18 protein-coding genes are annotated in these 19,407 nt (G+C 48.9%); 5 read left to right on the forward strand and 13 right to left on the reverse strand.

Features of this window, described 5'->3' with window-relative positions; all coding sequences use genetic code 11:
- The first annotated feature begins 39 nt into the window (after nt 1-39).
- Both C5I45_RS15380 and C5I45_RS15385 read left to right on the forward strand, forming a co-directional pair.
- Nucleotides 40-150 carry a YfhE family protein gene (locus C5I45_RS15380; RefSeq protein WP_003155504.1) on the forward strand — a complete coding sequence of 37 codons (111 nt, stop codon included), beginning with the start codon at nt 40-42 and terminating at the stop codon, nt 148-150.
- A gap of 70 nt (nt 151-220) precedes the next feature.
- Nucleotides 221-412 (forward strand): YfhD family protein, encoded by a 192-nt coding sequence (locus tag C5I45_RS15385; protein ID WP_003155508.1) that lies wholly within the window; start codon nt 221-223, stop codon nt 410-412.
- 38 nt (nt 413-450) lie between these two features.
- On the opposite strand, the gene C5I45_RS15390 is transcribed toward C5I45_RS15385, so the two are convergent.
- The 3 genes from C5I45_RS15390 to mprF all read right to left on the reverse strand — a co-directional run bounded on the left by C5I45_RS15390 (nt 451) and on the right by mprF (nt 4,660).
- A complete protein-coding gene (locus C5I45_RS15390; protein ID WP_003155509.1) occupies nt 451-1,035 on the reverse strand; it encodes a nitroreductase family protein in 585 nt (194 codons plus the stop codon).
- Nucleotides 1,036-1,111: 76 nt separating this feature from the next.
- Nucleotides 1,112-1,996: a PhzF family phenazine biosynthesis isomerase gene (locus tag C5I45_RS15395; protein ID WP_003155510.1), complete on the reverse strand. Its 885-nt coding sequence runs from the start codon at nt 1,994-1,996 to the stop codon at nt 1,112-1,114.
- Between the two features lie 93 nt (nt 1,997-2,089).
- Nucleotides 2,090-4,660 (reverse strand): bifunctional lysylphosphatidylglycerol flippase/synthetase MprF, encoded by a 2,571-nt coding sequence (gene mprF, locus C5I45_RS15400; RefSeq protein ID WP_052587316.1) that lies wholly within the window; start codon nt 4,658-4,660, stop codon nt 2,090-2,092.
- Between the two features lie 168 nt (nt 4,661-4,828).
- On the opposite strand from mprF, the gene C5I45_RS15405 reads away from it, so the two are divergent.
- Nucleotides 4,829-5,311: a MarR family transcriptional regulator gene (locus C5I45_RS15405; RefSeq protein WP_014304654.1), complete on the forward strand. Its 483-nt coding sequence runs from the start codon at nt 4,829-4,831 to the stop codon at nt 5,309-5,311.
- 108 nt (nt 5,312-5,419) lie between these two features.
- Entirely contained in the window at nt 5,420-7,012 is a 1,593-nt protein-coding gene (locus C5I45_RS15410; protein ID WP_015388529.1) for an MFS transporter, read from the forward strand.
- Here C5I45_RS15410 and bstA read toward each other — a convergent pair.
- From bstA to C5I45_RS15435, 5 genes are all read right to left on the reverse strand, one after another.
- Nucleotides 6,972-7,514: a bacillithiol transferase BstA gene (gene bstA, locus C5I45_RS15415; protein WP_044052967.1), complete on the reverse strand. Its 543-nt coding sequence runs from the start codon at nt 7,512-7,514 to the stop codon at nt 6,972-6,974. The genes C5I45_RS15410 and bstA overlap by 41 nt on opposite strands.
- A 25-nt stretch (nt 7,515-7,539) precedes the next feature.
- Nucleotides 7,540-7,812, reverse strand: coding sequence for a ribonuclease inhibitor Barstar (locus tag C5I45_RS15420; RefSeq protein ID WP_003155515.1), 273 nt, complete (start codon nt 7,810-7,812; stop codon nt 7,540-7,542).
- Nucleotides 7,813-7,834: 22 nt separating this feature from the next.
- Nucleotides 7,835-10,246: a PEP/pyruvate-binding domain-containing protein gene (locus C5I45_RS15425; RefSeq protein ID WP_025854023.1), complete on the reverse strand. Its 2,412-nt coding sequence runs from the start codon at nt 10,244-10,246 to the stop codon at nt 7,835-7,837.
- Between the two features lie 256 nt (nt 10,247-10,502).
- Nucleotides 10,503-11,591 carry an acyltransferase family protein gene (locus C5I45_RS15430; protein ID WP_107994489.1) on the reverse strand — a complete coding sequence of 363 codons (1,089 nt, stop codon included), beginning with the start codon at nt 11,589-11,591 and terminating at the stop codon, nt 10,503-10,505.
- Nucleotides 11,582-12,184: an NAD(P)H-dependent oxidoreductase gene (locus C5I45_RS15435; protein WP_003155520.1), complete on the reverse strand. Its 603-nt coding sequence runs from the start codon at nt 12,182-12,184 to the stop codon at nt 11,582-11,584. The genes C5I45_RS15430 and C5I45_RS15435 overlap by 10 nt, the downstream gene beginning before the upstream one ends.
- 233 nt (nt 12,185-12,417) lie before the next feature.
- Here C5I45_RS15435 and C5I45_RS15440 point away from each other — a divergent pair, with 233 nt between their 5' ends.
- Nucleotides 12,418-12,969, forward strand: coding sequence for a PadR family transcriptional regulator (locus C5I45_RS15440; RefSeq protein ID WP_014304649.1), 552 nt, complete (start codon nt 12,418-12,420; stop codon nt 12,967-12,969).
- A gap of 37 nt (nt 12,970-13,006) precedes the next feature.
- Here C5I45_RS15440 and cyoE read toward each other — a convergent pair whose 3' ends face one another.
- From cyoE to C5I45_RS15470, 5 genes are all read right to left on the reverse strand, one after another.
- On the reverse strand, nt 13,007-13,954 hold the full coding sequence (cyoE, locus tag C5I45_RS15445; protein WP_107994490.1) for a heme o synthase: 948 nt from the start codon (nt 13,952-13,954) through the stop codon (nt 13,007-13,009).
- Nucleotides 13,955-14,330: 376 nt separating this feature from the next.
- The gene (locus C5I45_RS15455; RefSeq protein WP_032857455.1) at nt 14,331-15,188 is read right to left on the reverse strand and encodes a catechol 2,3-dioxygenase; all 858 of its coding nucleotides are present in this window, start codon (nt 15,186-15,188) and stop codon (nt 14,331-14,333) included.
- A 16-nt stretch (nt 15,189-15,204) separates the two neighbouring features.
- Entirely contained in the window at nt 15,205-15,609 is a 405-nt protein-coding gene (locus C5I45_RS15460; RefSeq protein WP_003155526.1) for a DoxX family oxidoreductase CatD, read from the reverse strand.
- A gap of 167 nt (nt 15,610-15,776) precedes the next feature.
- Nucleotides 15,777-17,594 carry an ABC transporter ATP-binding protein gene (locus tag C5I45_RS15465; protein ID WP_107994491.1) on the reverse strand — a complete coding sequence of 606 codons (1,818 nt, stop codon included), beginning with the start codon at nt 17,592-17,594 and terminating at the stop codon, nt 15,777-15,779.
- The gene (locus C5I45_RS15470; protein ID WP_024085026.1) at nt 17,575-19,308 is read right to left on the reverse strand and encodes an ABC transporter ATP-binding protein; all 1,734 of its coding nucleotides are present in this window, start codon (nt 19,306-19,308) and stop codon (nt 17,575-17,577) included. Before C5I45_RS15470 ends, C5I45_RS15465 begins: the two co-directional genes overlap by 20 nt.
- Nucleotides 19,309-19,407 lie beyond the last annotated feature (99 nt).

Here is a 19,407-nt window from a genome sequence, read left to right on the forward strand (position 1 = left end):
ATCCTATTGGTATTCTGTTTTGAAGGAGGGTCTTCTTTTATGGAAAAGAAGCGCGAAAAACATCAGCAGGGAGCCAATCTGAAAAAAATGCAGGAAGTCCTTTATTCCGGTGAATTTAAAAAAGCGGAAAGAGCAGCCAAACGGAAATAAACTGAATAAAGATCGGGACCGGGCAGATACTATGTTTGTTTGATATCACTTTTTTCAGGGGGCGATTGATATGGGCAGAAATCATACTCACAAAAACCGTGATAAAAACAAACAAAAACTTCCTCAAGTTCCGGATGCTTTGAAACGCGAAACAGACGGCACGTACGAGGAATATTCAAGCGAGCTTGCTGATTCCGCTGACCGCGAAGCGCAGGCGCGGATGAAAGCCGCTGACAACAGAGCTAAAAGCAAAACCCGCTAATACGAAATCCCCGCCTCTGTATAGAGACGGGGATTTTTTTACAACTCGGTAAACAGGCTTTTTGCCGGCGTCCGTTCTTTCGCCTTAGGCTGTTCATCCGGATAGCCCGTTTGAATGATGGCGGCGAAGCGCTCATTGTCTGCCAGACCGAAGTCTTGGTGCACCTGTTTGTCATACATGATGCGGCCGCTTTTCCAGACCATGCCGATGCCGTTTTCATGTGCGAGCAGCTGAAGGTTTTGAATCATGCCGCTCAGCGCCGCGAAATCATCGTTTCTCGTAAATTCATTTTCATCTTCTTTTAAGACGACAAGCAAAAATCCCGGAACGGCGCTGAGGTTTTTTCTCATGTTCCGCTCTTTTTCCTCGTTGAAATCATCTTTTATTTTTTTGAAAAATGAGACGTAGCTGTCCGCAAGCTTTTCTTTACCCGCTTCGCTTGCTGCGTAGATAAAACGCCATGGCTCCGTCAGTCTGTGGTTCGGCGCGTAAACGGCCGTTTCAAGCATATCTAATATGACTTCAGAAGGTACGGTTTCCGGCTTAAACGACCGGATGGATCTTCTGTTTCTGATTGTATGTGCAAGACTTTCGTTTTGCTGTAGTTGTTCGGTTTTCGGCATGCCGATTCACCTTCCTATTCAATTGAAAATGATTATCATTTATAATATAACGGATACGACCGTCTTTTGTAAACCGTTACGGAAGCTGAAAATTGATTGATTCGGCATACACGGCCGTTCCCGTCATCTCGATTTTCATCTTTTCGTTATCTTCTGTAATCCTGATTTCCACTTTTCCGTCTTTCCCGATTTCCTGGCCTTGTTCAATCGTGAGGCATTCGGCTTCAGAGCCTCCGTATTGCCGCATATAGGCCGCCATAACGCCTGAAGCGGTTCCCGTGACGGGATCTTCGGTCGTTCCGGAGAAAGGGGAAGAAAAATGGCGTCCGTGCAGATCACTTTCCGGATGAACGGTTTCCAGAGAAAACGGATGAACGCTCGCTTTCGGAAGATCGCGCAAAACAGCGGGGAATTGTGCGTTGTCCGGCACCATATTCCGTGATGCTTGAAGTGATCTCAGCGGAACAATCAGTGTCCAGATCCCCGTTGATCCGTAAACAATCGGCAGCTCGCTGTGAAAATCCTCAGCCGTAATCCCGAGCGAGGCCGCAAGCTTTTCTTTGTCTCCCGTAAACGGCAGAAATTGCGGGGGTGCCTGTTCGAGCGTGATGTATACCCGGCCGTTTCGTTCAGCGGCTTTTGCGGGAAGAATACCGGCTTTTGTCTCAATTTGATATGTCTGATCAGCCTGAAGCCTTCCCTTTTCAATTAATGCGTAAAGAGAGGCGACGGTAGCATGTCCGCATAAATTCATTTCGTGGCCGGGTGTAAAATAGCGGATGCGCAGATCGGCTTCTCCGCTTTTGCAGAGAAATGAGGTTTCATTGTACCCTGCCATTTCGGCGATCATCTGCATCTCTTCATCTGAATAATCATCTCCGTTAAAGACGATTCCCGCGGGATTTCCCAAAACAGGAATATCGGTAAACGCTTCATATTTAAACACGGTTGCCTGTTTCATTCATCAGCCTTCCTTTCACCTTATGATCATGTTATTCAGTATAACAGAGTAAAATTAGAATTTTTAGTTAATTCTTCAAAAAAAAGACGCCTTTTAACGGCGTCTTTTTTTGGTTTTTCCGATCAGGCGGGTGACGAGAATCATCGTGACGGACAGCGATCTGTTTTTACGGTACGCCAAGTATTTCCCGCGCCACTCCGGTTTGTATTTTTCTTTAAAGGCCCGCAGCCCGCTGAAGCTGTACATATACCGGACGTTGTTGAAAATGACGGCCGCGATTCTTTCCGACCAGAAAGATGTAAAAGCCGTTCCTACGTTTGACAAAGGCGCCATGCCCATATTAAAGGTGGTATAGCCTTTTTCCTGCGCCCAGAGAAACAGACGGATGAAAAGCGCGTCCATAATACCGTTCGGCGCACTTTTCCGATAACGCATCAAGTCGACTGATATCTCGCCTTCCTGATACATCGGCATCAGGTTGGCAAAAGCGATGATCTCCCCTTCCGCGTCTTTCACGTAAGCAATCGGCGCCTGTTCCAGATAATCCCGGTCGAAGAAACCGAGAGAAAAACCTTTCTCTTTTTTCGGTCCGAGCCATTCGTCCGATATGTCTTTCAGCTTGGCGATAAACTCGGAGGAAAACGGCGGTTCCCCGACATGAAATGTGTAGCCTTCGCGGTCAAATTTGTTGTTAATCGCCCGCAGCCCCGCTTTTTTCTTACCTGACAGCGTAAATGCTTCCATATCCACGAACGCCTCTTCTCCGAGCTTGAAGAAGTTATAGCCGAAGTCATGGTACAGCGCCAGATCTTCACGTTCGATCTGATAAAACATGACACTCAGCCCCTGCTTATGCGCTTCATTCAGAAATTCCTCAATCACAAGCGGAAAAGAGTCTCTCTGTCCTGACGGATCACCGAGCACGACAAGCCTTCTGGAAATCTGGCCGAACAATAAAAGCGCTTTGCCGTCGCTTGAGAAATAAAACCGCTTATCCCCGAGAAAGCCGAGATGGCTGAGGGCGTTTCCGCCTTCTTCCGCCAAAAAGGACTTCAGCCGTTCAGGATCGGCCTTTTCTCCGATCGGCTTCGATCTTTTATGATAAAAGACCGTAAACAAAAGGAAAAACAGCGGCACAACAATAATGGCCGTCATCGTGGCATATGTAATGTGCGAATTGTTATGGACGAAATAATCGTGGCGCAGCAGCCGATTCATTTTATCCCAAATAAAGCCGGCAATGAGATTGTAGTTAAACAAGGCGATAATAAACAGAGCGGCGGCAAAAATCATCTGGCCGAGCGTATACGAGGCCTGCTCTCTGATAAACTGCCGCTTTAACAGCACCAGCAATACGATGACGACAGGCAGAATAAAGATCGCGCTGATGTTCAATCCTTTTAAGAAACTGAACACAAAACCGCCGACCAGCGCGGCAACCGCCATTGAATAAGAACGTTTCGTCCGTTTGTATAATTCAATCGGCAAGATTAAAAGAATTAAAGCCGCGCTTAACGATAACGCGTTAAACGCAAGGAGCGCCGGGCGCGGAATATGCGGGATGACCGTCTCCCTGTCAATCGGCAGGGCGACGGATGCCAGCACAACGACTCCCGCCATGAAAACCAAAAGCGACAGCGAACCGTAAAGCACTCTGATTAAGATGGCGCGCTGGAATACGAGAAGCACGTTCGTCGTTTCCACGGCGGGCGCCATCTTCGGATTTGATTCCAGCCGTTTAAGCGTATTTTCCGTTAAATCGCCGGCCGCAAAGAACAGCCCGAACACAAACGGAATAAATGAATACACAATCCGGTAGATGACGATGGATGTCACAACCGCCTCCTGCGGAAAGCCCATATTCTGCATACCGAGCAGAAACAGAAGGTCAAACGAACCGAATCCTCCCGGCACAAGGCTGATGATTCCCCCGATAGCGGCAATGGCAAATACACCGAATACATGGCGGACATCCGCGTGAATCCCCATGACATACAGGGAATAATACATGACGACGGCCGCCGCAAACCATTCGGCAAACGATGCCCCGATGTAAGAAAAAACCGGATGCCTCGGTTTTGCTTCACCGTCTTCTGCGCGAGCTTTTTTATTGTTGATCCAAGCGGCGATTAAGGCTGCCGGCACAATAAGCGCCACTCCGGCGATTACAGCCCACAGCCACGGTTTCTCACCTGTAATCTCTCCGACCGGCAGAATGCGGGCAATCGTCAGGATACTGAAGACGGACAGCCCGAGCAGCGCTGAGGACGTAAGCCAGGCGATGCCTGCGACAAGGCGTTTTACGTCATTCGTATGCTCTTTGTAAAGCATCGTCCGCAGCCCGACGCCCGCCAGACCGCCGAATCCAAGGACATTGTTAAAGGAATTGGCGATAAAGGAGACCCTGAATACTTTCCAATTCGGAATGTCGAGGCGAAGCGTCCGTTTCAGCACAAAGTCATAAAAGGACATCGCGCTGACGGCAAGGAGACCGAGCAGAACGAGAATAAATAAATCGTAACGCTCAATCCCGTTAATAATATACAGCGTTCGTTTAAAAGAAAGGTCTGTCAATTCCTTTTTGGACTGATAAATGACTAAAAGCAAAACTGCAATAGGAAATAATACTTTTAATATCGATAAGGCATTCTTTTTAGTCAGCAATGTTCTCTCCAATCATCATAAAATAGCTTATTTATTATAATTCCCCCAATAATCTCCAACATATTATACACTACCACCTCACATTCAAACAAAACTCGTCTGCAACTTTCTTTCTCTGATTAAAATCAGTAATATGGTATGCAGGAGTATGAATGAGGAAGTGAGACGATGGATTATAATCTGCATGATACAACGGTATTAGGCGGCGATATTTTTTCTCCTGAGGAACGGGATATTTGGATACTGTACATGAAAGTGATGACCTCGGCGGGACTCGGCGATGTGTCGGAGTGGATGAAGCTTGATATGAGCATGCCGCAAATGAAGGTGCTGATGCTTCTGAACAACCACGGGACGCTTAAGGTGAGTGACATAGCGGAGAAAATGGGCGCTTCTCTTTCAAATACGACGGGGCTCCTTGACCGTTTAGAAAAATCATGTTTCATTACACGCGCTCCGTCAGAAGAAGACCGCCGTTCAGTCGTCGTTCAATTAACGGAAAACGCAAAAGATATTTTCCGCAGCCTTTATCAAAAAGGACATGTAAAATTGAAGCGTTCATTGGAAACGCTGACCGCTGAAGAAAAACAAACGGTCAATCAAGGACTTGCCATCTTGGCAAGAGCCCTTGATTCTTCCAAACAGGCATAGAGATGAAAAAGGCCTGCCGGTATCGGCGGCCTTTTTTTGTTTGACATTTAATTCACTCTAAGTGAATAATATATTCGAAGTGAATTAAAAAAGGAAGGATTGATCAGTATGCCGGATCCATTGCAAACAGAAAAAAACCAGAGCCGGGCCATCACTCTTTTTACGATCGGTGTGTTCATGGCGGCGCTGGACAACGGAATTATTTCCGCTGCTCTGACGACGATTAACAGCTCTTTTGATGTTTCTCCTTCATGGGGATCGTGGGGAGTGACCCTTTACACATTGGGACTCAGTGTCAGTGTGCCGATTGTCGGCAAGCTGTCGGACCGATACGGGCGGAAAAAACTGTTTATGATGGAAGTCGGCCTGTTCGGACTCGGCTCTTTGCTTGTCGCACTCAGTCAGAGCTTCCCGATGTTTTTGGCGGCACGGCTCATTCAGGCGCTTGGCGGCGGCGGAATTTTTATAATCGGGAGTTCGCATGTGCTGGCCGTGCTTCCGAAGGAGAAACAGGGGAAAGCTCTCGGGCTTTTAGGGGCGATGAACGGTATGGCGGCCGTCCTCGGACCGAATATCGGGAGCTTTTTGCTTGATGTAACCGGATCGTGGCATTGGCTGTTCTTGATTAACCTGCCGATTGCCGCCGCTTTGGTTGTGTGCGGCGGTTTGTTTATCGCTGAAACGAAAGAGCCTGAGGCGAAACGGCTTGACCTCGCCGGCACAATGCTGCTGTCTCTTGCGATCTTATCTTGTATGATCGGTATCACGAATCTCGATGGGGCGAAGCTGTCAGAAAGCATAATGGACGTAAAGGTGTACGGGTATCTTTTGGGAGCGGCACTTCTCTTTCTGGTGCTGCTTAAGGTCGAAAAGCGGGTTGAAAACCGGGGGGGCGATCCGATTCTCGCCTACTCGCTGCTGCAAAATAAAGTGTTTCAATGGACGCTTGTCATCGGATTTTTATCGGGAGGGCTGCTCGCTGCGGTCATTTTTATTCCTTCTTATGCGGAGCAATATTTGCACGTATCGGCGGAGAAAGCGGGTTATTGGATGACGCCGCTTGCGTTGGCGTCAGGCATCGGAGCGTGGCTCGGCGGGGCGGTCACGGATAAAAAAGGACCGGTCTTCTCCGCGGTTGTATCAGGCGCCATCGCCTTTGCGGGCTTCAGCCTGTTTCCCTTATGGGTGACGGATAAATGGGAATTTGTCACGGCGAGTGTCATTGCGGGGATCGGTTTCGGATTTCTGCTCGGGGCTCCGCTGAATGTGCTTGTATCAGAAACGGCGGGCCAAAACAAAGGAACAGCGCTCGGCACGCTGTCACTCGTAAGACAGGTCGGGCTGACGCTCGCTCCGGCTTTATATGCCGGCTTCATTACAGCGGGCTTTGACCGGATCGGAGAGGACATTAAAAACCGTTTAACGAAAAGCGGCATTCCCGCTGATCAGGCGCAAACGCCCGATATCGGCGGCGGACTTTCTTCGTTGCAGGAGCAGGTAAGCCGAATCCCCGTTCCCGCCGTCAAAAAAGCGGTTTCTGATGCGATTGAAGCGGGCATTTCCAGCGGCTACCACCATCTTTATACGGCAGCCGCCGTCATTTCATTATGCACGATTGTGTCTGCGGCTGTTTTGGCGTTTTTCCGGAAGCCGGCATCCTCTAAGACAGATGCCAGCCCATCCGCCGGGAAAGCTCAGTAATATGGGCGATGTGATGTTCAGAGTGCCAGACATATAGCCCGAGCGCCTGTTCCAGCGTAACCGTCTCTTTAGATACAGGATGGAAGTATGTCCGTTTGAATTGGGCTTCCGTCATGGAGCGCAAAAGAGCGGCCCATCTTCTGTGCAGGATCGTTAACAGCTCAAGCGCATCCCCGCAAGCGGCGGTTTTGGAATCATGAAGAGCGGCCCAGCCTTTTTCATCATAAGGACGGATTTCCGGTTCATTCTCCGTTAAGCTCAATTTAAACCGGGTATAGCCGTTCATGTGGCTGTCCGCCAGATGGTGAACCACTTGGCGGACAGTCCATCCCCCTTCGCGGTACGGCGTATCAAGCTGACTGTCCGACATCGCTCTGACAGCTTGGTTCAGTTTAGCCGGAGCGTGTTCCAGCGCATTGATCCATTCTTGTTTCTGTCCGGCCGAAATCGATTCAGCCGGCTGATACTCTCCGATCGGATGGCTGAGGGTTTGTTTTTCCATTTTTGTCTCTCTCCCGCTGCTCGTATTATGAAAGTATGATGGTGATGTCGCAGCCTTCCGCTTTCGCTTCACGAAAGACCTCAAGCACACTCTCGGCGCCATTTTCTGTAAGCTGCTTGCTTTGTTCAAACTGTCTCCATTCTAAAACAAGGGGGTACTCCACCCATCCGGTCAGACAGTCCCATAAAGCGTCAAGGTTTTCACCGTAGTACTCAGGAAGGGCAAGTTCCTTTTTCAATGTCTGGTGCAGGTCGCTCATACTTCTGATTTGCTCCCCGTTAATAACTGCTTTATTCATGCGCGGCTCCTTTCTCATGATTCTATTCTATCAGTTTACCATTTTCCTCTTCAGAAGTGACCGGAGTCTGCCGCGGTTCCAGCTGGACGATGCCTTGCCCGCCGTCAACGGCCACCCTGTCCCCCGTTTTCAGTTTTGACGTTGCATTTCCGCACCCGACAACGGCAGGAATTCCCAGTTCCCGGGCGACGATCGCCGCGTGGGACAAAGGGGCGCCGACGTCCGTTATGATGGCAGCCGCTCTTGGAAAAAGCGGGGTCCAGCCTACATTGGTTGTCGACGTCACTAAAATTTCCCCCGCCGCAAAAGAATCACCGTCTTCCGGAGCATCAAGGACACGGACAATGCCCTCCACTCTCCCGGCCGCTCCCGCGAAACCTTTTAAAGTATGCGCATCATCCGTTTCCGCAGGCATAAAAGCATCGTAATAATCCGCTCTTCTGTCAGGATCCTCAGCCCATTTAAACGGATTGAATCTTCCGTTAATAACGGATGGAAACGGCGGCAGTTTTTTATAGGTTTCATAGTTTTGCTTTCTCGCTTGAATCGACGCAACCGCCGGCTCTTTCCCCGCGAGCAGATCGGTTATTTCATGCAGATACAGGAAGAAAATATCGTCCTTCATGCCGGTCATTTCCGCCGCTCTGAGCGCGAATGCTCTGGCTGTCCGGTACACTCTGACAAATTCGGATCTGGTTGTTTCTCTAATATTCGCGTATTCTGACGCTTTTTCCATTTTGGCTTTGAGCCATTTGACCTTATGAGGAAACTTTTTTTCAAATCTTCGGAAGGCCTGTTCATGCGCCCGCTGCTGTTTCAAAAGCAGTTGTTCGGCATCAATACCCGACTCCTTGTGTTCACTGATCTGCTTCGTCAGCCAATCCCGGTTTTCTCCCGGATGCGGTATGGAAAGTTCGTATTCATGCGGGCCACGGTGGCCCTGGTTCCTGAGATATTCTTCCTCGCTCATACGGCCTTTCATGACTTGATCAATGCCGATAATCGGCTCCAGGCTGGCCAGTCCGCCTTTTCCCCTCAGATTGGAAAGCAGGAGATTCGCATCTTCTATGCCTGCGAGTTTTGTTAATTGAGAGGTTAACGACGAAGAGGATTGCGCAGAATCACGCCCGCCGGATATTAACGCAAACCACGCGTTGCATAAATACGGATAGATCTCATCGTTCCATATCGCTAATAATGCCTGCTCCGTTTCGGCGCGTTTCAGCTTTTCCTCAATATTCCGGCACCACTCCGGTGATTCGTCCAAGTAGGAGGACATGTTTTTTTTCGCTTGCTTCATTTTCGACAGATACGGTTTCAGTTTTTTCGGGATGATCTTCAAAAGTTCATACTTTGAGAACGGATATAATGGTATCTTCATTTCCGCCGGGATTTCTCCCAATGTATCGCTCATCATTTTTCCAATTTTTCCGCCTTTCGGATTCAGACCGAAAGCGGCGAGAACGGAAAGAGGCTGGCTCATATTGTTATAGGCTCTGCCGCAAATATTGCCGGACCAGACATAATAGCCCGGAATGATGCCCGACTCTTCATCCAGATTCCGGAGGAGCGACCATGTCAGCGGCGTCATCACATCGGGAATCGCTTCTCCTATATTTGTGTTTGTCCATAAAAAATCACCGCTGAAAGAATCGTTCCATTCATAGGTTTCCAGATTTCCGGCTTGTAAGGTCGTAATCGGGCGGGATTGAAGAATATACAATGTCCCGCCCGCGGCGGCCCATTCAATATCCTGCGGCCCTCCAAGATCTTTTTCCAGCTTTTTCGCCAGTTTATAGAGCTTTGACGCATATTTGCGAAATTCCCCGGGGCCGTCATATTTTTTCTTGGGCCGTGCCAGTTTAAAAGAATAGGCATCGGCTTCCCCGGAAACGAGCTGCTCCCCGAGACCGTAGACGTAATTGCCTGTCATCTCCCGCCTGCTCCCCGTAATCGGATCTGCGGTAAACAGCACTCCGGATATCTCAGACGGTATCATCAGTTGGATGACGATTGCGATTTCATGCTCATCTTCCATTCCCTGAACGGCGCTGTACGCTTTTACCCTTTCTGACTGTACCGACCGGCGGACTTCATCAATCGCCCTGGACATGTCTTGATCTGTTCTGACATTCAACACCGTATCGAATTCTCCGGCAAAGGAAGCCTGAGCGGAATCCTCGCTCAGCGCGGATGAGCGTACGGCAAACAACGCAGATGCATGGCGGCTGCGGATGGAATTCACATATTGATCAACAGCCTCTCTCGCCTGATGGCGGAGCTGTCCGTCCTGAAAGGCTGACGGCAAAATCACAAACCCTTCAGGCACAGGATACCCGCTTTGATACATTTTAGAGAGAATGCTTCCTTTTCCTCCCGCAAAGGAATAAAGTTCGGCCGGAAGTTCTCCGAATGTTTTGACACAGTCATTCATAATGTCCCCGCTCCTTTTTAGTCGTTCATCCAAGCTCACAGTTTTTCTCTTTTTCACTTTTTTTGAAAGTATTTCCTATAAGTATACAATATATCGGTCTTCACAAGGGAGAAAATCGATGGCGTTATTTTGTCATAAATGCATCCGTCAAAACAGCAGCAGGCGGGGGCTTTGTATGCAGGATGTACAACTATCCGTCCTCGTGCCGGATAAAGCGGACCCGTATCAAAAAGGCGGCCGAAGCGCCGCCTTTTTTTCAGACTGTGCGGCCTTGATGCGCCGCCGTATTTCTTTTGGTCTGCTTCGGCTGATACACTTTCCCGACAAACAGGTATCCGTATCTGAAATGGTTGCACCCCCACGATACGAAAATGGGACCGAGCGTGCAGATCAAAAATAAAAGAAGGATGGCAGCCGCTAAAGGCATTGACCGCAAATAGCCTTCCAGAAGATATCCGCTGATTAAAAAGTAGGAGTGCAGCAGATAGATTGAAAACGAATAGTTGCTGATCATCATCACAATCGCGGGCACTTTTTTGAGCTTTGAAAACAGATGAAAACACAGAAAGATCATACTGACCGCGTAAATCATAATATCCGGACGCTTAGAGGAAATGGAGCCGCCGCTGATATATGAAACGGCCACAATCAATATTGCCGATACGGCCGCACTGAAGTAAACCGCATAACGGTACTGATTGATGAGCGATAAAAAACGCGGATATTCCTTTCCGCAATAAAATGCCAGACAGAAATAAAACACCCAGCCCGGAAACGGAACCCAAAAGAACGGAAAAATAGAATCAAGCCCCGATGATGCCGGCGGATGAAAGATGGAAAAGTAAGCCAGATAGACGGCGTTGATGATAAACGAAACAGACAGCACCCCCACGGGGGATGTGTTGTTCAGCCAGCGGTGCAGCAGCATATGGAGAATGTAAAATTGAAAGATCACAAGAGTGAAGTAGCCGATGAAGTTTCCTAAAAACACATTTTCTAAAAATTTACCGATCACTGAAACGAATCCGGCTCCTTCTTCCGCCACGCTTTTCATTAAAATGGCATCCACCGCGGCAATAAACAGAAACGGCACGAAAATGACTTTGCCCCTTTTCTTTAAAAAACCCGCTGGAACGCCTTTCGGGTATGACCTGGCAAGCAGAAATTCCGAAATAAAGATAAACGCCGGCGTGCTGAACATCAACAGGGTCCGAAATGCATCAACCGTATGGGCGGCACTGGCTAAGGACTCTTCCTGAATCATCAGCACCATTGAAACTGCGTGAAGCAGAACGACACTTAAACAGGACAGGCAGCGAATCACGAAAATTTCTTTTATCTGCATGCGGCCGCTCCTTTTTCACAAGCGCGCCGGACTTTGGCGTATGCTTGGCGCAGCCATTTTTCCCGCAGTTCGGGGGTGCTCGTTCTGACGACAGAAAAAAGGTTCCGCTCGGCTTTTTGAATGCCGCAAAATTGCAGAATGCTTTTTTTCAGCGTAATCCAGTCCGAGTTTTTCCGGAACCACTTTAAGTACCAGCCCGGGGAGTCCGCCGTATAAAAGACCTGTGCCGTCTCTGCCCGTAGCAGTCCTTTTACGCGGCCGTTTTCATATGTGTAGGCTTCTCCGGCGACAAGCACTCTGTCAAAAAAGCCTTTCATAATCGCCGGAACGCCTCCCCACCACAGCGGGTAGATGAAAATGAGATGATCCGCTTCTTTCATCAGTTTCCGGTATTTCTTCGTTTCAGCGTCCCGGTTCATGTCAGAGCGCTTTTTTTCGCCGCCGTACTTCAGCACGGGATCAAATTGATCGGCGTATAAGTCAATGACCGTATAGCTTTGGCCGCTGTCCTTTAAAGCCATGGCGACGTATTTTACGAGAGCCGCATTGAAACTGTTCTCATCCGGGTTTGCATACACAATCACCGTCTTCATATGTCCCTCCCAGTATTTATTAATTTTTACAATGATTATATCATGATGTCATATGAATGAGGCATAGACACGATAAAGGCTTTTTCCAGTTCTGCTGCCGTTTCGATAACCCCTTGCTGCATATTTTTGCTGATTTTGGCGCCGCGGATTCAATGATAAGCATCCGGCGCTTCTGCGTTTTTGAGCGGCCGTATGGTATACTAGCTGTCAAATGAATGGGCTTGGAGGACAACATGAGAATTTTAAAGTACGCGATTTTAGGGCTTTTGCGAAAAGGCGAATTGAGCGGATATGATATATCGAGCTATTTTAAGGAAGAGCTCGGCCAGTTTTGGAGCGCAAAGCACAGCCAGATTTATCCGGAATTAAAAAAACTGACGGCTGAGGGATTTATTACGTTTCGCACTGCGATTCAAGGAACGAAGCTTGAGAAAAAAATGTACACGCTGACTGACAAGGGAGAGCTGGAGCTTGCTGCCTGGCTGACGAAAAAAGACCCGATTCCGGAAACGGTGAAGGATGAATTTATGCTGAAGGCTTATTTCATCTCAGCTTTGACGCAGGAAGAAGCGGATGAGCTATTCACCGATCAGCTCGTAAAGCGGCAGGAGAAATTGTCCGATCTGGAAAACAGTTATCAAGAACTGATGACATCGTCGGCGGAGGCGGATTCATTTTCTTCTCCTGATTTCGGCCATTATCTCGTGCTGACAAAAGCGCTTGAGCGGGAACGGAATTATATTTCCTGGCTTGAAGATATTTTGGCTCTCATCAAAAAAGCATAAACAAAACGGGGCGGCTCTGTATCTGCAGGCCGCCTGTTTACGTTCTGAGAACCGCATTGATAAACGAATCAGCCATTAAAATAAGAAAAAGCAGACTGAAATAAACAATCGAATAAAAAAACATCCCCTTCGACCATTGCGTGTCATCCGCCGCCTGAAAGCCTTTGACGCTCCGGTACAGCCAGATGGCCCCGAGCAGGAGAGCGGACGCGGTATAAAACGGGCTGACGTCTATATAAAGAGGAACGAGCAGCGAAACCGCAGTCAAAACGGCGATATAGCGCAGCATTTTTATTTTTGTGACGCGATTGCCTTTTATGATCGGCAAAAGCGGAATGCCGGCGGCACGATACTCTTCCTTTCGCCTGATTCCGATCGCCCAGAAATGCGGCGGCTGCCACAAAAACATAATCGCGTATAACAAAATCGCGGGCATATCAATGTACCCGGCCAGCGCGCAATAACCGATTAAAGGCGGAGCCGCCCCCGGAAAGCTGCCGACAAATGTGCTCCAGACGGATTGTCTTTTAAACCAAAGCGTATAAACGACGGCATACAGCAAAAATGCAAGCAGGCCAAGAACGGCGGTCAGTACATTAAGCGAAGCAAGCATGATGAATCCGCATGCGCCGAGACATGTGCCGTACAGGATCATGACCGTCGGCGGTATTCTTCCCGTGACGCTGGCGCGGGTGCGGGTTCGCGCCATCTTTGCGTCCATGCCGCGGTCAAAGAAGTTATTAAAAACAGTGCTTGACGCCATGACTAACGCCGTTCCGATCATGGCAGCCGCCATGGCGGCAAATATACCGGGCCCTCCGCCCGTCCTTTCCGACTGTAGCCACGCGATCCAAAATCCGCCCAATGCGGCGAGTGAATTTGAGATGATAATCCCCGGTTTGGCAAGAATGATAAAGTCCTTGAACGTCATCCGGTTTCCGTTATGCTTCATGGACTGTTCCGTCTGTGCTGCATTTGAATTCATTTGTGGAGGTTCTCCTTTTTCGGCTTATCATATCAGGAAGAATCAGGAAGCACAATTTATTTTGGGCATTTTTCACACAATTGTAAATTGTATATGAAAAGCCAATCTTGTGACCGGATGCGGCTTTTCCCTTTTTCTATTCAAAGTCTGCCCATACAGCTCCCTGATCCGCCGAACGGACACCTTTTTCAATCCAGCGGATGCCCTGAGTTCGGGCCGGCGATAGCGGGCTCCACGCGTCATTTTTGCGCCTCACTGAGATGTTCGCTCTCTTCAGTCACACAAAAGCCGGGTGTATATTGCAAATCGACGTTCTTCTTTCCCGAGCCTTTAGAAAAATAAAAACCCTTGCCGGTGAGACGGCAAGGGTTGTTTCTTACAGTGTAAATGCGATATCCGCCCCTGATACAGGGTCTTTGACGAATACGCCCTCTTCTCTTTCTTCGATCTCAAAGCCGGCATCGGTCAGCGCTTTTGTCACACGTGACAGCTCTTTTTGATGCGGCAGCGCGATGGTGTAATAATCCAGCCCGCTTGCATTTCCCGGTTTCGGCGGCGCATGTTTTCCGGCCCATATATTCAGACCAATGTGATGGTGATACCCTCCCGCCGAAACAAACAGAGCGGACATGCCCGCGTAATTGCCGACAATGTCAAAACCGAGGATATCGGTGTAAAACGCTTTGGCTTCCTGTAAATCCGTCACATGAAGATGGATGTGGCCGATAACGGTTCCTTCCGGGAGACGGCTTTTCCGTTCAGCTCCGGCTTCTTCCAAAAGCCCGTCCACATCGACGGGCGCCGTTTGCATGACATAATTGCCCTCTGCATCCCGGCGCCACGTGCTGCGGGGACGATCGGCGTATATTTCAATGCCGTTGCCGTCCGGATCAGACAGGTAAAGAGCCTCACTGACTGCGTGATCCCCCTGACCGAGCGCGATGCCGTTTTCAATCAGCCTGGCCAATGCGATGCCGAGTTCTTTCCGGTCAGGCAGAAGTATCGCGAAATGGTAAAGGCCGGTGACAGACCGCTCCGGGAGAACGACGGCGCTCGGATTTTCTTCAAGCACCAGCAGGACGCGTTTTCCGTCTGCTGACAGTTCTGCAGAACGATCTGTCTGCGAGATGACTTGAAGGCCGATGACATTTTGGTAAAAGCCGAGCGAGCGTTCCATATTTTTAATCGTCAATTTGACATAACCGATTGCTGTATCTTGATGAATGCCGGTCATTTGAACGCCTTCTTTCTTATGCTGAAAAAGTTTCTCCCTTTTTTGATTTGAAAAGGAGCTGATCCAATGAAAGCAGACGGCTTCCTGAAAGCGCTAAGTGAATTGACGCAACCAGTAAGATGAAATCAAATTCCGATCCGCCCATAAATGGTGAGGAAAGCTTCGCCGTGAAAATGGCGCCGACTAATGTGACGGCAAACAGAACGCCGATAATGCGCGTCGCCAAACCGAAAAAGATCAGAACCCCGCCGACAAGCTCAATCGTCGCGATGACGTAGACCATAAAGGCCGGAAGCCCGATGCTCTGGAAAAATTGCGTAGTTCCTTCCAACCCTTGAAACTTGGATAAACCGTGAACAAAAAAGATAATACCTGTTACAACCCTTAAAAGCAGTGTTCCTGTTTCGAATGATTTATTCATAAAATCCTCCTTGAAAATTATTATCACTTACTTTATGTAAGCTAGTATATATACATAACTTATTTACGTCAAGTAATTTTGTTACATTTAACGAAAATAACTTAAAAGTACTATTTGTCTTCGCAAAAAAAAGACCTCCGCACTCTGTCGGAGGTCTTTTTCCCTACCTATGATTCCCGGAACTGGCTCTCATATAATTCCCGGTAAAACCCGTTCTGGCTGAGAAGTTCGGCATGGGTTCCTTTTTCAGCCATTTCGCCGGCTTTCAGCACAAGAATCTGATCGGCTTTTTGAATCGTGTTCAGCCTGTGAGCGATGATGACGCTTGTTCTGCCCGCCATTAAACGGCCGAGCGCTTCTTGTATTTTCACTTCCGTCACCGTATCAATGTTGCTCGTCGCTTCATCCAAAATGAGCAGCACCGGGTCCGCCAGCACAGCTCTCGCGATGGAAATAAGCTGTTTTTGTCCTTGGCTGATGCCCGCGCCGTTTTGGGTAAGGACGGTATCGTAGCCTTTCGGGAGCCGTTCGATGAATCCGTGGGCATTGGCGGCTTTTGCGGCTGCCTCCACCTCTTGATCAGATGCATCCAGACGGCCGTAACGGATATTTTCCCTGATGGTGCCCTGAAAGAGAAAGGAATCCTGCAGGACAAACCCCATGTTTTTTCTCAGACTGGACCTCGTCAGTTTTTTGATGTCCGTTCCGTCAATGAGGATTTTTCCGTTATTGGGCTCGTAAAAACGGGCGATCAGGCTCGTAACGGTTGTTTTACCCGCTCCGGTCGGTCCGACGAAGGCGATTGACTGTCCTTTCGGAACGCTGAAGGACAGATGTTTTAAGATCGGGCTGTCTTCCTGATAGCCGAAGGAGACATCTCGGAATTCAATCTCTCCCGTTTTGATCGGCTGGTGCGTCGCATGCTCTTCATCTTCCCGCTCCTCTTTTTCATCCAGCACGTCAAACACCCGCTCAGCCCCGGCGATGGCCGATAACATCGTATTGAACTGGTTCGCCAAATCATTTAAAGGGCGCGTGAACTGCCGCGAGTATTCTGCGAATACGACAATGGAACCGATCGAAATCCACCCCTTCAGCGCAAACAGCCCGCCGACCGCCGCTATAATCGTAAAGCTTAAATTGTTTAAAGAGTTCATGACTTTCGGAATGAATCCCGAAATTGTCTGCGCCCAAAAGCCTGATGATTGTAACGCCGCGTTTTTTTCTAAAAATTGCTCCATGACGCGGTCTTCCCTCGAATAGGCTTTAATGACCTTCGCTCCTGATATCGACTCTTCAATAAAACCGTTCAGCTCGCCGAGGTTTTTCTGCTGCTGCTTAAACAGGAGTCCCGTCCGGTTGGTGATCCATTTAATGCTCAAAAGCATGATCGGAATAATCAAAAGCGTGATCAATGTTAAAAGCGGGCTCATGTACAGCATGACGGCGATTGTGCCGACGAATGTAATGACGCTCGACAGCACTTGAATGACGGATGTATTTAAAGTGGAGCTGACATTTTCGATATCATTGGTAACCCGGCTCATCAAATCGCCGAGGCGCTGTTTATCAAAAAACGGTATCGGCAGCTCATGCAGATGGCTGAACAGCTCGCTCCGCATTTTAAACACGGTGCTTTGCGAGATATTGATCATCCAATAGTTTTGAAACCATAAGGACAATGATTGCACGAGGTAAATCCCAAACAGTATGAACAGCACCCCCGCCAATCCGTCCGTCGTCCGTCCGACGATAAAATGATCAATTGCTTTCCCGATGACGAACGGTCCGAGCAGGCCGAATATGGCGCTTATGACTACCATGATGATCACAAGGGTTAAAAGCCCTTTTTTCTCGGCTACATACGACCAGATTCTGCGCAGCGTGCCTTTTGTATCTTTTGCTTTCGCGCGTTTTCTGCCGCCTTCATTTGATTTGAGCGGTATTTTCGGATATCGGAAAGGTTTACGAATGTCTTTCTCCACTGTCAGCTCCCTCCTTTCCGAATTGTGATTCATAAATCTGCCGGTACAGATGAGACTGTGCCATCAGCTCTTTGTGCGTGCCTTTTGCCAGCAATTCGCCGTCTTCAAGCAATAAGATGGTGTCAGCCTTCATCGCGGTGGTTATTTTCTGCGTAATAATCAGTGTCGTGCATTCATAGGATCTGATCGCTTGTAAAAGCTTCGCTTCCGTTTGAAGATCGAGCGCGCTCGTACTGTCATCTAACAGCAGGAGGGACGGTTTTCTGATAAAAGCGCGCGCGATGGAAATCCGCTGCTTCTGCCCGCCTGACAAATTGACGCCCCGCTGTCCCAGCACCGTGTCGTACCCGTTTGACAGCTTCATAATCGTGTCATGGATTTGCGCGTCTTTGGCCGCTTCCATTACTTCATCTAGTGAAGCTTCCTCCCGTCCCCAGGCGATATTTTCACGGATTGTGCCCGAAAACAGAAGCACTTCCTGCGGCACATAGCCGATTTCCCTGCGCAGCCCGCAAGCGGAGAATTCACCGATCGGTTTGCCGTCTATGAAAATACTGCCTGAATCAGCCGTGTACAGGCGCGGAATCAGCTGAAAAAGCGTTGATTTCCCTGAACCTGTCGCGCCCATAATGGCAACCGTTTCTTTCGGGCTGGCTGAAAAGGACACGTGATGCAGCGCGTCTTTTTCCATGTCCGGATAGCGGAAGGACACTTCGCGAAACTCAATCCCGCCTGCTAGCGCCCGCGCCGGGTCGTGCCCCGTTCCCTCGCCGCCTTCTGTTTCCAGCACCTCGCCGATTCTTTCCCCGGAAGCCTTCGCCCGGGAAAATACCATAATGAGAAATGGCAGGACGGACAGCGCGCCTGTAATCCGCGTCGCATAGTTAATGACGGAAACGACATCGCCGACCTGCGCTCCGCCCTGAGCAATGCTTTTGGCGCCGAACCATAAGATAAACAAAATGCAGCTGTTCATCAGCAGCATTAAAATCGGCATCGCCGCTTCCACGAGACGAAAAGCGGAAACCGTTTTTTCCATCAGCTTCGTATTCGATTTCAAAAAACGTTTCACTTCGTGGTTTGCACGGAGGAGCGCTTTAATCAGTTTGATCGCCGTCAGGTTTTCCTGCATGATCGTGTTGACCTGATCAAGCCGCTTTTGCACGGACCGAAACAGCGCGCCGCCTCTTTTCAGCACCCACAGCAAAAACAAAAGCAAAACCGGCACCGTGATCAGCAGAAAAAAACCGAGTTTCGCATTGACGGTCAGCGAGAGAATAATGCCCCCCGCAATCATTAACGGCGCCCTGAGCATAAACCGGAGACTCATGAAAAGCATATTCTGGACCTGCGTCACATCGTTTGTCAGCCTGGTGATAAACGACGTAGATGAGAATTGCGCAAACGTCGAATAAGAGAAGGATTGAATTTTTTGAAAAAGCCCTTTTCGCGTATCATACGCATAGCTTTGGCTGATGTGGGCGGAGTAGAATGAATTTAAAATTCCCGATGCGAATGAAACAGCGGTCAGCCCGATCATCACGCCGCCCCACAGCCAAACCGTACCGAGATCCTGCTTTAAAATTCCTTCGTCAATGATTTTCCCGATCAGCAGGGGCTGTATCAGCTCTACCGCAAGCTCGATGAGCATGAAAAACAGAGCGATTCCCGCCAAAAGGGAATACGGTTTTACATATGATAAAGCCTTTGACATGTGTAAGCCTCCAAATCCTTTGTTCAATATTATTATTTTATGCCTTTCCGGCAAATGAATAAAGAAATTTGGTGTGCCGTTTTTTCAATAATCTGCGAA

The organism is Bacillus sp. ZY-1-1 (assembly GCF_003047165.1).
GTDB lineage: Bacteria > Bacillota > Bacilli > Bacillales > Bacillaceae > Bacillus > Bacillus velezensis.